Origin of the sequence: Pseudorhodobacter antarcticus (assembly GCF_900110135.1) — a bacterium.
Taxonomy (GTDB): domain Bacteria; phylum Pseudomonadota; class Alphaproteobacteria; order Rhodobacterales; family Rhodobacteraceae; genus Pseudorhodobacter; species Pseudorhodobacter antarcticus.
The window spans coordinates 78,238-93,004 of record NZ_FOCO01000012.1; the positions used below are offsets into that span (position 1 = coordinate 78,238).

14 protein-coding genes and 1 tRNA gene are annotated in these 14,767 nt (G+C 55.0%); 8 read left to right on the forward strand and 7 right to left on the reverse strand.

What is annotated here, in order from left to right:
• Positions 1-234: 234 nt before the first annotated feature.
• The 7 genes from BMY36_RS08250 (at position 235) to BMY36_RS08280 (ending at position 7,980) form a co-directional block, all read left to right on the forward strand.
• Positions 235-981: an SDR family NAD(P)-dependent oxidoreductase gene (locus tag BMY36_RS08250; protein ID WP_050518608.1), complete on the forward strand. Its 747-nt coding sequence runs from the start codon at positions 235-237 to the stop codon at positions 979-981.
• A 357-nt stretch (positions 982-1,338) separates the two neighbouring features.
• A complete protein-coding gene (locus tag BMY36_RS08255; RefSeq protein WP_074818600.1) occupies positions 1,339-2,646 on the forward strand; it encodes a tyrosine-type recombinase/integrase in 1,308 nt (435 codons plus the stop codon).
• Between the two features lie 235 nt (positions 2,647-2,881).
• On the forward strand, positions 2,882-3,145 hold the full coding sequence (locus tag BMY36_RS08260) for a helix-turn-helix transcriptional regulator (protein WP_074818603.1): 264 nt from the start codon (positions 2,882-2,884) through the stop codon (positions 3,143-3,145).
• A 439-nt stretch (positions 3,146-3,584) separates the two neighbouring features.
• Positions 3,585-4,241: a recombinase family protein gene (locus tag BMY36_RS08265; protein ID WP_050518606.1), complete on the forward strand. Its 657-nt coding sequence runs from the start codon at positions 3,585-3,587 to the stop codon at positions 4,239-4,241.
• 30 nt (positions 4,242-4,271) lie between these two features.
• Entirely contained in the window at positions 4,272-5,651 is a 1,380-nt protein-coding gene (locus tag BMY36_RS19440; RefSeq protein WP_139193973.1) for a hypothetical protein, read from the forward strand.
• Positions 5,652-6,033: 382 nt separating this feature from the next.
• A complete protein-coding gene (locus tag BMY36_RS08275; protein WP_050518604.1) occupies positions 6,034-7,080 on the forward strand; it encodes a hypothetical protein in 1,047 nt (348 codons plus the stop codon).
• A gap of 327 nt (positions 7,081-7,407) precedes the next feature.
• Positions 7,408-7,980, forward strand: coding sequence for a hypothetical protein (locus tag BMY36_RS08280; protein WP_050518603.1), 573 nt, complete (start codon positions 7,408-7,410; stop codon positions 7,978-7,980).
• Between the two features lie 471 nt (positions 7,981-8,451).
• Here BMY36_RS08280 and BMY36_RS08285 read toward each other — a convergent pair.
• The 7 genes from BMY36_RS08285 to BMY36_RS08310 form a co-directional block, all read right to left on the reverse strand.
• Positions 8,452-8,526, reverse strand: a tRNA-Glu gene (locus BMY36_RS08285).
• A 76-nt stretch (positions 8,527-8,602) separates the two neighbouring features.
• On the reverse strand, positions 8,603-10,348 hold the full coding sequence (gene recJ / locus BMY36_RS08290; RefSeq protein ID WP_050518602.1) for a single-stranded-DNA-specific exonuclease RecJ: 1,746 nt from the start codon (positions 10,346-10,348) through the stop codon (positions 8,603-8,605).
• Between the two features lie 115 nt (positions 10,349-10,463).
• On the reverse strand, positions 10,464-11,429 hold the full coding sequence (glpX, locus tag BMY36_RS08295) for a class II fructose-bisphosphatase (RefSeq protein ID WP_050518601.1): 966 nt from the start codon (positions 11,427-11,429) through the stop codon (positions 10,464-10,466).
• Between the two features lie 87 nt (positions 11,430-11,516).
• Entirely contained in the window at positions 11,517-11,888 is a 372-nt protein-coding gene (locus tag BMY36_RS19195) for a hypothetical protein (protein WP_050518600.1), read from the reverse strand.
• Between the two features lie 100 nt (positions 11,889-11,988).
• The gene (locus BMY36_RS19200; RefSeq protein ID WP_050518599.1) at positions 11,989-12,183 is read right to left on the reverse strand and encodes a hypothetical protein; all 195 of its coding nucleotides are present in this window, start codon (positions 12,181-12,183) and stop codon (positions 11,989-11,991) included.
• Positions 12,184-13,470 (reverse strand): homoserine dehydrogenase, encoded by a 1,287-nt coding sequence (locus BMY36_RS08305; RefSeq protein WP_050518685.1) that lies wholly within the window; start codon positions 13,468-13,470, stop codon positions 12,184-12,186.
• A 154-nt stretch (positions 13,471-13,624) separates the two neighbouring features.
• Entirely contained in the window at positions 13,625-13,924 is a 300-nt protein-coding gene (locus BMY36_RS08310) for a hypothetical protein (protein WP_139193975.1), read from the reverse strand.
• 159 nt (positions 13,925-14,083) lie between these two features.
• Here BMY36_RS08310 and BMY36_RS08315 point away from each other — a divergent pair, with 159 nt between their 5' ends.
• Entirely contained in the window at positions 14,084-14,677 is a 594-nt protein-coding gene (locus BMY36_RS08315; protein ID WP_050518684.1) for a TetR/AcrR family transcriptional regulator, read from the forward strand.
• Positions 14,678-14,767 lie beyond the last annotated feature (90 nt).

The following is a 14,767-nucleotide window of genomic DNA, read 5'->3' on the forward strand; positions in this document are numbered from 1 at the left end:
CGACCGTTCGGCAACCTTTCCCGTTCGCGCCCCAGCCAGATACGGCACGCTGCGGGCCGAAAAATGGGGGGATTGGCACCGCGCCCCCCATTTAAGCGATGACAAATGCGGCGCGGGTGATCAAGGTGGGCGCAATGACGCAAGCATGGCCCCACACAGCGCGAAACGCCCTTGGGTCGCCCCCAACAGCGCTTGCAAAAACAAGCACGGAACGCATGGTGAAGGAGATGACGCATGAACACATATGATCTGACAGGGCAGGTGGCCGTGGTCACAGGGGGCGCGCAAGGCATCGGGTTTGCGGTGGCCAAACTGTTGCACGCATCGGGCGCGCATGTCTGCCTGTGGGACCGCGACGGCGATCTTGCCGCCACCGCTGCGGCGCATCTGGGTGGGCGGGCCGAAGGGCATGGGCTGGATGTGACAGACGCGCAGGCCACACAGACGCTGGCCGACGCCACAATGGCGGCACAAGGGCGGATTGATGTTTTGGTAAACTCTGCCGGGATTGCCGGATCAAACGGTCCCTTGCAGGACTATCCGGTGGCGGAATTTCACTCGATTGTTGCCGTGAACTTGCATGGCACCTTTCACACTTGCCGCGCGGTGTTGCCGCATATGCAAACGCGCGCATATGGCCGCATCGTCAACATCGCCTCCGTTGCGGGCAAAGAAGGCAATCCCAATGCCGGGGCCTATTCCGCATCCAAGGCCGCAGTTATTGCGCTGACCAAAAGCATGGGCAAGGAAAACGCAGGCGTTGATATCGCCGTCAATTGCGTAACGCCCGCCGCCGCGCGCACCCGCATTTTTGACCAAATGGCGCAAACGCATATCGACTTCATGCTGTCCAAAATCCCGCGCGGCAGGTTCCTAGAGGTGGACGAGGCCGCACATATGATCGCTTGGCTTTGCACCAAGGAAAACTCCTTTACCACGGCAGGCGTGTTCGATTTGTCGGGTGGGCGCGCAACCTATTAAGGGGCGGTTCAAACGCCAAATCCCTTTGCCCAACAGGGTCTGCGGTGCTGTAACCCTGCAGACCCTTTGTGGCCAATAAGGCTTGATGCTCGGAAACCGACCCTGACCAGCGGCATCTCCGTCCGCATGCAGCACAGCCATAACCATAAACACCACACCGTCTAATACGGCCGCAATGCTTTATCAATAAGTGAAGGGAATCAAAAAAGTGGCAGTCCGTAGGTCTCTGCAATCCTAGTCTACCATGTTCTCCACTGGTCCGGTTATCCGTTGTAAAACAAACATAATATTAAATTCTTTATCTCATTCGGTTGCTTGAAGTCTACACTAATCCTATGCTTAGTGGTGGGAAAAAAGGTGGGAAAGCTTTTGCCAAAACTTACGGCGCGGAAAGTTGAAGGTCTGAAAGAACCCGGCATGCATGGTGATGGAGAGGGTCTCTATCTGTGCGTAAGTGTTGGGGGAACTAAATCTTGGATATTGCGAACCACTGTTTATGGGCGTCGACGTGAGCTTGGTCTGGGTTCGGCCACTCTTGTTTCTCTGGCAGAAGCACGAGAGGAAGCGCGCCGGTTACGCAAAGTAGCTCGTGCAGGGGGCGATCCAGAAACCATTCGCAACCGTGAGACCCTAACCTTTGCCGAGGCGGCCAAACGTGTTCACAAAAATTTGGAACCAACATGGAGCAATCCGAAACATGCGGCAGGCTGGTTAAGTGCCGTAGAAGCGTATGCATTCCCTTGTTTTGGCAAGCGTCCGATTAACAAGGTGGGAACACCCGACATTCTTCTTGTACTTGAACCCATCTGGACCACAAAACACGAAACGGCTCGCCGCGTCATGCAGCGCTTGAGTACTATATTCGACTGGGCAAAGGTTGCGGGCCACTACCCTGCAGAAAACCCAGTTACGGGGGTAAAAAAAGCACTGGGGACAGTAAATACCGCGACAAAGCATATGGCGTCTATGCCGTGGCAGGACCTGCCCGATTTCATGATGGAGCTTTATTCGCGTGAAGGCGTTTCTGCGCGCACGCTCGAATTTATCATCCTGACTGCCACTAGATCGGGGGAAGCAAGAGGAGCGCGCTGGGAAGAAATTGATCTTGAAGAACGAGCTTGGCACATACCGGGCGAACGCATGAAACGGCGCATTCCCCACCGCATACCTCTGTCTAGTGCTGCTTGTGCCGTATTAGAGCGTATGAAAGGCATGGATGCTGAAATCGTCTTTCCCAGTGTCCAGACAGCCAAAACTGCAAAGCCTCGTGTTCAGTCGGTAAACGTGTTTCAGGCTTTGTTGCAGCGAATGGAGAGAGAGGGTTTTACCATCCATGGATTTCGCAGCACTTTTAGGGATTGGTGTAGTGAGGATGCCCATGCAGAGCGCGAAGTAGCTGAAGCAGCACTTTCTCATGCGACTGGGAACGAAGTTGAAAGAGCCTATGCTCGATCTGACTTGTATGACCGCCGCCGGACACTGATGGAGCAGTGGGGAAACTTTACGACAACGGTGGTAAACGGCAACTCGGCTGAATTGTCAGTGGGTTTCCAAAATCACAACAAGAGCGAATCAACATCATTGTCGGCAGGGGTTAAGCCACCAGCAGTTGCTCGTAAGAAGCTGGAAAAGCATCGCAGTAAGGCGGCTGTCCCGAAAAGATGACCTCCAAAGAATAAAATCTATCGTGCGAGGATACTCTGACCTCTCAGATAGAGGATTGATACAAATCAAGATGTTGGGGACTGATTCGACACCTGTGTGTATCCAGTCAAGCATTTTCTCCAAAAATTTCAAACGCTCAAATATTTTTCTGAAATCATCTGAAAATTCAGGATTCGCCAAGTCTCAAATCTACTTGATATAAAGTGGCAACACTAATTGATTAGGATGAGATGACATGAATGATCGCCTTTTGAGCGCCGGTGAAGTGATTGAGATTATTGGATGTGGTCGCTCCACTTTTTATAAGTGGATAAAACATGAAAAATTTCCTCAGGGTATAAAAATTAATGGGATGAGGAAGTGGTGGCTCAGCATAATAATGTCTTTTATAAATGGAAGCAGTTTGACAGATCGTAGCTCTAAGCCAAACCTTCTCACAGAATCGACACCCAAGAAAAGACGAAAGCTGCGATCTAAAATCGTGAAGAATAGAGATTGAGATGTTACAAAATTTTCACAAATGAACTAATGGAGACCCCCTCTACTCTTAAAAGTCGGAAAATATTTTCGACGAATTTGCCGAGGGCATAACATATTGATAGACATCAAAACGTCTAAATTGTGTGCAAGTCTCTTATCCCGAAAAAATGCGGTATTTTGATGCGCGGGTTTTCGTGTAAGTTATTAATAAATAACATCAAATAGAAAATATAGCCACAAGATGGCTGGGCGGTTTGTATTTCATGCGAAGCACTGCAATCGATTGCTAAACCAGCCTATATTTAGTGAGTTATATTGTCGCGGGGAGACTAATTGAAACATATAAAAATTGATCTGTCGCACGTGAAACAAATGAGTGAAAACCTATCAATCTGCCGGATGGTGATTAGGTCTGTTAACAACCGAAACCAACGTTCACTTGTTACGGAGTTAAAAAGATGGAAGTCACCTATATAACATATTATCGAGTTTCCACTGTTCGCCAAGGCGCAAGTGGTCTCGGCCTTGATGCGCAGCGCTCAGCTTCTGAAAATTACTGCCGTTCGACTAGCGGCAAAATCCTATTTGAGTTTACCGAAGTTGAAAGCGGCAAGCGCTCGAACCGTCCTGAGTTGAAGGCCGCACTTGAAGCATGCCGGAAAACTGGGGCTACGTTGCTTATAGCCAAGCTGGATCGTCTGGCGCGCAATGTGCATTTTCTGTCCGGTCTTTTAGAGAGCGGAGTCCGTTGTGTTGCAGCGGATATGCCAAACGCAGACAGATTCATGCTGCATGTCTACGCGGCCATGGCTGAGGAGGAAGGGCGGCGGATCAGCGAACGGACACGTTCCGCTTTAGCCGCTGCCAAGGCCAGAGGCGTTCGACTTGGTCAAAGTGCTGAGAGACTTGCCGAAATCAATCGAGACAGTGCTGACCGCTTTGCGTCTAAGGTAGGCCCATTGATCTGGGGTTGGATCGCAAATGAACATCTGACGTTTCGGACGGTGGCTGAAAGACTGAACGCAATGAATGTAGCTCCTGCACGCGGTGCTCATTGGTACGCCGCCACTGTCCATCGTGTCCATCATCGGTACGTCGGGATGAATACAAAGTGACACCCTTTATTATAAACAGGCTACCGAATAATGAAAACTGAAAAGCGAGTTTTTTCATCACCACTTTATTGTGTATTGGATGATACTCTTGAGGTCTCTTCGGATCATGCGCTATTTGATTTGTGCATCCTGAATATTGGATTTCCACTTTTCAAAGATACGGAGAGTAGGGCTCATGCTGCATTCACTGAATTGTCAAATATTCGTCTTTATACCCCATTTTCGGAAATGAAAGCCCTCTTTACAAGGCGAAAGTTGGAAAAAAACAGAAAGTGGCATTCGCTGTTAGTAACTGGTAATCATAAGGGTGAAAAAGCTACTTTTCCCCACCCAACGTTTTCAGGAAAATTAACAATTAGTAGGGTGGAAAGTCCAGAGGACCGCAGAACGCAGCAGGAGGCGTGGAACATCGTATTTAATGTAGCGGCCAACATAAACCGTGCCGTGCAAGCTCAATCTGTTAAAATAAATCAACGAAATTCAGATTTAAACCTATTGGCGAATTATACGCTTTTGCTGTCGGAAAAGTTTGCTCGCCAAGTGGAGGAGGTACTCCTCGTTCCCGCGAGCAATATTATTGATCGATCTGAAGCACGTTTACGATATGCGGCTAGCCAGCCTGCCGAGGAACATCTGCGTAGTTTTATTAATGAGATTAACATGGTTTGTTGTAGGGCTCTCGGTCGGGCTACTACTGTTTCCCCTACTGTCACTTTCGGTACGGTTGAAGTTTGTTGGGATTTTTACGATGAAGATCCTATTATAAAAGTTGAACTACTCCGAGAAAGATTGGGTCGCATTGCGAAGGATGTAAGAGCCAAGTATTCGCCACTGGCTGCCATTACCGAAGGCCTTAAGGTTGATAGTCCTTCTGTAATGATCGATTTAGTTGAAGGATTGTCTGTTCGATTTTATGCAAAAAGCGTTCAAACTATTCGTTTCGAAGTGGTTTATGGGGCCGAACGGATTAAGAAGCTGCAAATACAAAAGGGTTTTCTTTCGCTTGACCAAGCGGTGCAAACCGCAGGGATGTTGAGGATTGATGCTGCTAAACATCTAAACACAGTGCTAGGGTTTATTCGGCGGACTAATAGTAGACAGCATGATGATGCTACGACTGTTGAGCTTTACCGCGCAGTGTTGGCTGCTTTTCCAGAGTTGTCGGTAGCTAGCGGCATCTTAGCTGGCCTTGCGTATCATCAGCGTATTCGTACGTTTCCCAATGATGCACGCTTACCCGGCCTTAGAATGCTTAAGGTTCTAAATGTTTTGGAGAATGAGCCTGAATCGCCGGGAAAGCGTAACTATGTGGTTACGCCACGATTTGAAAACGCCCGAAGAATGTTAGGGCTTTCAATGGTCATGCCGCGACGACTTTGGATTAAACCGCGACCTCGCCACCTTCGATGAAAGAGAAATGATCCGGCCATTGCGTGATGACGCCGCTGGATCAACTTTGCTTTTTCTGTTTCTGAAGCGCGGGATGATCTCAACTTGTTTACAACGCTATACGTATCCTTGCAACTCAATCGGCGAGTGGTTTTGTGCCAATTGACCGGACACCGTGTCGGTGGGCGGTGTGCCCCTGCATAGCACCCAATGCGGACTTCGCACATAGCGTGCACCACCGTGATCGTACGGCGCACTAACCCTGTGGTCTTGCTAAGAAGTGCCGTGGGGGGCATGGGCCACAGAACGAGTTGAACCCGTTACGTATCCGTGAAATGCTCGCGACAGAAACTTTGAAAAATCGCCCCTCATACGTCGCCACAGCTTCACAGGTACACAGCTTATGGATTATCCAGTTCGCTTCGCAGACGTCGACGAAGTGCTCTTACTTCAAATCCTCGAAACACAAGTGACACTGGACATAGTTCGGGCATTGCTGCGTGATAAAGGCTTATCGTTCTCTGCATCTAGTTGGGCAGAAATGAAAGAAACCCGTCTCATGCCTGCGCTGGTAAATGGTCAGCTTTTGAAGGCAGATTTGGTGGAGCTGATCAGGCAAGCGGAAGAACACGGCAGAAAGCATGTCCGTTTGTTCCAATATGATCCTGACAAACTTGCAGAGCTTACAAGTGCATTTGATATGACAAATGTTGAAAGCTGGGCGTCAGCAAAAAGTTTTCCATTATCAGGGGAATATGTATTTGCGGCATTTCCCGACAGGCCGACTGTGACGGAAGTGAGAGTTGGTGATGGATCCGATAAAAACTGCTTTGTTTTGAAAGTTGCGAAAACAGACCAGCGCCGCAAAGCTGCTGTGCTTCAAGATTGGAACGGTGGGCAAGCTTACATTGCTGAGGTGGTCCTATATCGGGCAGTGGACGTCGTGAAAGTACACGCAAACGGAATGGTTGAAGTGCGACTTGACCCGCGATCAGAACGTCCAATTTCGTACTCTGGTTCTGCGCGTGCTGCGTTGGGGTATCTCAATGGACTCGTCGCTACTGATCCGATGGTTGAGATGAGCCTCGCAAACGCCAAAGCCGCACTATCTGCGTTACAAACCGGGGATGAAGCAACCAAACATTTTCAGCTCAATCAAGCAAGTCTTCGGAACACATTCGGAGACAAGATTTTGTCATCTTCGCAGATCGAAAACGGAGGTATGGTTGCATCAAGTGTAATGACTGGTGTGTTAGGACTTTTCAACGGGGGGGCTTATGATCCTTACTGTGAGCACGTTCGCGTCTCTTACAATTACTCGGGGGGGAAGCAGATTAACGCGATTTTGTCGGATGACATAAACGAGATAATTTTCACCGCAAGCCTATCACGACATGAGTATGACGATGCTATGGGCTCAATTCTTAAGCTCAACGTAGAAAACTCATGATTGCACAAACCATTTCACCTGATTGGAAGGAGCGTTTGTCTGCTGAGGTTGGCAAACTTCGAGGATCTCCATCTTATTGCGAATTAACGCTGAATCGGTTGAAGGAGCTGGTTAAGCCTCCTAGCGAACAGGCTCTTACGCTTGCACTGCTCGATTTTGTTTCTGTTGGCGGAATATCGGTTGGGTATCGAGTGGTTTCGCCCACGACTCATGCGTCGCTCGGTGTGTACCGAAGTCCATTTGAGATACCCGAGCAGTTGTTGGACGACTCGACTGGGGAATATATAGAAGTCGACAGGTTCCAAGACGTCGAAGCTGTATACACAAATGAGGCTCGTTTTGGCCACTGAAGCGCTTAAGCAGGCATACGCCAAAAGAGCTGAAAAAATCTACAGAAAAGCAGCGAAACTAACTGGATTGGAGCAGGCTGAGTATGTGACAGCCCAACTGGCCAAGATCACTGATATTAACATGCGTACCGGTGTCGACATGCTGGTTTGGGTTGAATTCCGGGAAGGCAGGCCCAAAGTCAGCTTGCTAGCATCCGTATTGTCTGCTGAAGGCATCCTAGCGGGCACGTTCGTCGTATCGTTTCTGCTTTGCCGATTCACTCTTCATTTTCAATGGGTTTTGTCTATTGCAGTGGCCTTTGTTTTAATGATTTTGCTTCGGTGGGTTTTTCGAATGTTCGATAGGGCCTTCATGTTTAGGAGGTTGTTCATCACCACTATAACTGTGGGTCTGCTTTTGGTTGGGCCAGCTCAATTTGCATTTCATTTTGAGACTGAGATGGGTACTCTTTCTTGGGGCGGTTCTCCCTCCCTAAGTTTGACCTTAATGTGGGTGATAGCAGCTTGCATAACAGCATATTTTGCTCACCATGAAAGCAAAAGTACATGAAGCCATTTAGGGAGCCGAAGCAATTATGTTGGCTTGCTTGCTAGGTTTGCAACGTTGTGTAGCGTACCCTTATAATCAGGCGCGAGTTCGCGTACCGAAGCGAGCCATCATTATGTCAAACCGATAAAATTCCACAAACATCTTCTGCAGTGCAAAATAGCGGGTTTGAGGTTCAACTAGACTGGAGCAAACTTTACGCGGTTACTCGGATCATTACGGTTCCTACAATCGATTGCAGCGCTCTGTGAAAGCTGTGAGGTGCATGACATAGCTGACTGGACTTATTGCCCTTCAACGAGCCGCGCTAAGAAGCCTACAACATACTTTGAAGCATGAGTTCCAATTGGCAAGACGCTCTGAGCATCGAAACAACTACTTAGGTTGCTTAACCTCATTGGAGGGAAAAACGGTGGGATCAAAATGGTTATATTCTGAATAAGCATTTGTTTTCAGACATATAAGCTTACAAAGTGGCAGTCCGTAGGGGAGTCGAACCCCTCTTCTCAGGTTGAAAACCTGATGTCCTAACCGATAGACGAACGGACCGCGCTTTCTGTAGGGCAGTATTTAGTCAGGCGCGCCGCGACTCGCAAGACCTAAAATCCGCCTTTTTGCGAAAAAATCACGCCCGCGCCGCATCTTCCAACCGCAACTGCACTTTGTTGCGCCCGCCAAAGCTGTTCATCTCCAACCGCCCCGCCAAATGAAACCGCTGCGCGCCTGGGTTTTCCAGCATCGGCCCCAACGGCCCGTCAAACGCGCCAAAGGCGATGCCGTCAATCTTGGTCCCCATCCCGTCGCCAAAGCTGATGCGCAGGTGGCTTTCGCCCACCCGTCGCGCGCTAACCTGTTGCTCTGCAAAGGCAAATCTTGGGGCAGGGGCCCCGGCCCCAAACGGTCCCGCCGCTTCCACCTGCTCAATAAATGCAGGCGTGGCGGCTGATGGCATCAACAAACCCTCCAGCCGCAAATCCGCTGGCCCGCCCGTGCCCGCCCCTTGGCGCGCCAGCAATTCGCCCAACCGCGCCATCGCCGCCTCAATCTGGTCCTCCGCCACGGTCAGCCCCGCCGCCATTTTATGCCCGCCACCGCGCAGCAACAAACCCTCGCCCGCAATCCGGTGAATGGCCGCCCCCAAATCAACGCCCGCCACCGACCGCCCCGACCCTTTGCCAATTCCATCCTCCAGCCCAATCACCACAGCGGGCCGCCCTGTGGCCTCTTTCAACCGCGCCGCCACAATCCCCACAACGCCCGGATGCCAGCCAGCCCCCGCCGCCCAAACTAAAGGCCCGTCCAGCCCGCGTTCTTCGGCCTGCGCCAGTGCCGCCGCGCGCACCGCCGCTTCAATATCGCGCCGCTCGGTGTTCAGCATGTCCAACCGTTCGGCCATGGCCGCAGCCTCTGCCGCATTGTCGCATGCCAACAGGCGCGCGCCCAAATCCGCCGCCCCAATCCGCCCGCCCGCATTGACCCGCGGCCCCAGCAAAAACCCCAGCGCATAGGTGTTCGGCGCTTGGTCCATCCGCGCCACATCCGCCAATGCGCGCAGCCCAATCCGTTCGCGCCGCGCCATAACAACCAACCCTTGCCGCACAAAGGCCCGGTTCACCCCCACCAGCGGCGCCACATCCGCCACGGTCGCCAATGCCACCAAATCCAACATCGCCATCAAATCCGGCCCGGTCACACCGTCCGCGCGCAACTGCCTGTTCGCCTCCACCAGCATCAAAAACACCACGGACGCTGCGCACAGATGCGCCAGCGCGCCATCCTCATCTTGCCGGTTGGGGTTCACCACAGCCCAAGCAGGCGGCAGCGTTTCCGCCCCCAAATGGTGGTCCAGCACAATCACATCTGCGCCTTTCGCCGCCGCAATCGGCTCATGGCTCAAGGTGCCGCAATCCACGCAGACAATCAGATCATGGTCGCGCGCCAACGCTTCCATCGCGGGCACGTTCGGCCCATACCCTTCATCAATTCGGTCGGGAATATACAGCGTGGCCACATGCCCCATGGCGCGCAACCACACCAACAACAGTGCCGCCGATGCGCCACCATCCACGTCATAATCGGCAAAAACAGCAATCCGCTGCCGCCCCGCCAATGCCGCCAAAAACCGCTTTGCAGCCTTGTCCATATCCCGCAAACTCAAAGGGTCCGGCAACAATTCCCGCAAAGACGGTGCCATAAACGCCGCCACGCCCGCCGCCTCCACGCCGCGCCGCACCAAGGTCACGCACAGCGCTTGCGGCAACCCCGTCGCCTGCATCATCGCTTCGGCCAGCCGTGCCTCCTCCACATTCGGCCCCATCCAGCGCCGCCCCGTGGCCGACGCCTCCACCCCCAAAAATGCGCGCTCGCTCATGCTAGCCCCCTGATGCTTAACGCATCCTTAAAACTCAATTCGTCTTGGCTTAAATACCTAAAAGCCCGCGCCTTCAACAAGCGCGGGCCTTGGCAGCCGAAAAACCAAAAAACCCTTACCGCGCGGGGCAGCGATACGTCATCCGCCGCACCGACCGGGTTTTGGACCGCATCAACAGCGTTTCGGTGGTAATCCAACCCGGCTCGCTCTTGATGCCCGCCAAAATCGACCCGCTCGTCACCCCGGTGGCCGCAAAAATCACATCCGCCGTCACCATCTCGTCGCGCGTATAAACCCGGTTCAAATCGGTAATCCCCGCCTTTGCGGCACGCCCCCGTTCATCATCATTGCGAAACAGCAGGCGACCATAAATCTGCCCGCCCATGCATTTCAACGCCGATGCCGCCAGCACCCCCTCTGGTGCGCCGCCCGACCCCATGTACATGTCAATCCCGGTAATCTCCGCTTCGGCGCAGTGAATAACCCCCGCCACATCGCCGTCCGTGATCAACCGAATGGCCGCGCCGGTGCTGCGCAGCGCTTCAATCATCGCCTCATGGCGCGGGCGCTCCAGCACGCAAACCGTAATATCTTCGGGCTTGCAGCCTTTTGCCGCCGCCAAAGCATGCACCCGTTCCGCAGGCGACATCTCCAGCGTCACGGTATCCACCGCAAACCCCGGCCCAATCGCCAGCTTGTCCATGTACACATCGGGCGCGTGCAACAGTGTGCCGCGCGGGGCCATCGCAATCACGGTCAGCGCGTTTGGCATATCCTTGGCGGTCAGCGTTGTCCCCTCCAATGGGTCCAGCGCAATATCCACCGCAGGGCCTTTGCCGGTGCCGACTTCTTCGCCAATAAACAACATCGGCGCCTCATCCCGCTCGCCTTCGCCAATCACCACAACGCCCGCAATATCCAACAGGTTCAACTGGTCGCGCATCGCGTTTACCGCCGCTTGGTCCGCCGCCTTTTCATCGCCGCGCCCAATCAGCTTGGCCGATGCCAGCGCCGCCGCCTCAGACACACGGGCAAGGCCCAGCGACAGCAACCGATCCTGAAATTCCTGTTTATCGGCCATGTGGGCCTCCCTGTGCGATGCGATGTTTCCAATCGCTTATCCAGCCCCACAGACCGCCGCAAGCCTGTCAGCGCTAACAGCCCAAACTTAGGCCCGCATCCGCCCAACCGCAGGCGCCCGCACCAGCATTTGCAGCAAAATCGCCACCATTGCGCCGTTCAGCACATGCCACATGAAATGACTGCCCGTCGGGAACGCCGCACATACCGCCAAATCCACGGTGCGAAACACCAGCGACAGCGCAAACACCCCCGCCGCCGCCAGTGCCCAATGGCGCAATACATGGCCCCGCCGCCATGTCAGAATTGCAAACACCGCCAACGCCCCCATCGCAGGCGCGTATTGCAGCGACCCGTTCAAAGGCGCGGGCCCAGCCTCACCCTCGCCACTGGCCAAAAACACCACGACCAACAGGGCCGCCACACCCAGCGCAATCACCCCAATCCGCCCCGGTGCCACGCCGCTGCATCGCCACCATCACATACAGCGCCACAAACGACCAAATAGGCACCGTATCGGCATATTCCGACCAGCCATTGGCAAAGGTGTGGAACAAAAACTACCCCACCCCAATCGCTGCGGCCAGCCCGATCAACATCCACACCACCACGGGCATCTGCCGCCCGCGCGCCACCACGCCAGCCCAAACCGCCGCCGCCACAAAGGCCAAATTGCTCAGCGCATTGACAGGCTCCGCCCAAAATCCGGCCCCCACCCGTTCACAATAAATGTCAACGGGCGCGAACCAATCCACTCACACGTCCTCAATCCGCAAGGCCACAGGTGTGCCCACCACAACCCCCGTCGCCCCAAACCGGGCCAGCGCATCGTTCACATCGTCGCGCGTCGCCTTATGCGTCACAATCAACACCGGGGCCTGCGCATCCGAATGGCCATATTGCCGCATCCGGTCAATGGAAATCCCCGCCTCGCCCAGCGCGGTCGCCACCTTGGCCAGCGCGCCGGGCTTGTCCACCAACACCATCCGCAAATACCACGCAGATGCGGCCGCCACCGCCGCCGCCACGGGCACCACCAGCGCGCGCGCAGGCACGCCAAACACGGGCAAACGCACGCCGCGCGCAATATCCACCACATCGCCCATCACGGCACTCGCGGTCGGCCCCATGCCGGCACCCGCCCCGCGCATCACAATTTGCCCGACGCTGTCACCCTCCAACACCACCATGTTTGTCCCGCCCGACAGTTGGCCCAACGGGCTTTCCATCGGCACCAAACACGGCGTCATCCGCTGCTCCAACCCCCGGCCCGTCATCCGGGCCACACCCAGCAACTTGATCCGGTATCCCATGTCGCCCGCATGGCGAATATCGTCGATCGAAATCGCGCCAATCCCCTCCAACTCCACCGCATCAAAGGAAACTTGGGTGCCAAAGGCAATCGCGGCCAACAGCGACAACTTGTGCCCCGCATCAATCCCGCCCACGTCCAGGTTCGGGTCCGCCTCCAAATACCCTAGTTGCCGCGCTTCTTCAAAGACCTGATCATACGGCAATCCCGCATCCTCCATCCGCGTCAGGATATAGTTGCAGGTGCCGTTCATCACGCCCATCACGCGCCGCATCCCGTTGGCCGCCAACCCCTCGGTCAACGCCTTGATCACGGGAATGCCCCCGGCCACTGCCGCCTCAAACCGAATAACCCGGCCCCCAGCCTCCGCACTCAGCGCCAGCTGATGCCCGTGATGCGCCAACAACGCCTTGTTCGCGGTGACCACATCCTTGCCAGCCGCAATCGCCGCCTCTGTGGCCAACCGCGCAGGCCCCTCATGCCCGCCCATCACCTCAATAAACACATCCACATCATCGCGGCACGCCAAGGCGACCGGATCATCCTCCCACGCAAAGCCAGACAGGTCCGCATCCCGGTTCTTTGTGCGGTCACGCGCCGATACGGCGGTAATCACCACCGCGCGCCCCGACCGCGCAGCAATCAAATCCGCATGCTTTTGCACAATCTGCACCACACCGATGCCAACAGTCCCAAGACCGGCCAGACCTAAACGCAACGGGGCTGCCATAAAATTCTCCATAATCAACGGGGCATCTGCGCGATGTGTTAGCCTGTCAAACGCCCGCGTGCAACACTCGGCCAAGCTGCGGGAAACTGTCCCGCAGACTGTCCCGCAGACTGTCCCGCAGACCGTCTCGCAGACAGTCCCGCAGACTGGGCCATCAACCGCCCATCAACGCCGGATAGGCCGCAATCGCCGCCGCCAACCGCGCCCGCGTGGCCGCATCATGCACCGGCCCGCGCATCGCCCCCGCCCGCGCGCGCAATCCACCCGCCCGCGCGTCCAACGCATCGCGCGCATTCGCATTGGCCCGCCCGGGCCCCGCTTGCGCCAACAATCCGGCCATCGGCACCAGCGCGGGCGTCACACCCGCCACACGGCCTTGCTGCGCTGTTTCCACTTCGGGAAAACTCGCGCAACCAGTCAGCAACACCAAAACGGCAATCAGGGCAGGGCGCATCAACATAAATCCCAAAACGCAACGTCCCATCCATACCGCCCCCCCCGCCTTGGGGCAAGCGTGCAAGCCGCCCCGCTTCGGCTTGGTCCAAATACCTCTCGCCGCGCGCCCCATACCCCGGCGCTTGATTTGACCACCCCTTCCTATAAACACGGGCGCATGGCACGCAAAATCGGCTCCTCCGCAAACACCACCGGCCCGCGCATCCGCGACGCCGCGCGCCATCTGTTTGCGCGCCACGGCTTTGCGGCCGTCTCCATGCGCCAAATCGCGGCCCATGTCGGCGTGCAGGCAGGTGCTCTCTACCTCTACACCCCCGACAAACAAGCGCTCCTCTTCGATCTCATGCAAGATCACATGATCACCCTTCTGGCCGCCTTAAACGATCTGCCCCCCGCCCATACCCCCGCCCAACGCCTCACTCAATTCGCCCGCTTCCACATCGGCTATCATCTGGACCGCCCCGAGGCGGTGTTCATCGCCTATATGGAACTGCGCAACCTCACCCCCGAAAACTTCACCACCCTCGAATCCCTGCGCCGCGCGTATGAAGATCACCTGCATCTCATCCTTCAATCTGGCCGCGATACCGGCGCATTCACCCTGACCGATCCCAAACTCACCACTTATGCCCTTATCGCCATGCTCACAGGCGTCACCAATTGGTACCGCGACGATGGCCGCCTCAGCCGCGATGATGTGCAAACCCTCTACGCCAACATGGCGCTGCGCGCCGTCGGCGCGCATCCATAATTGCATACGCCGTCCGCGCGCACGCCTAAACCCTGCGCGCACGCCTAAACCCTGCGCGCACGCCTAAACCCTGCGCGCACGCCTAAACCC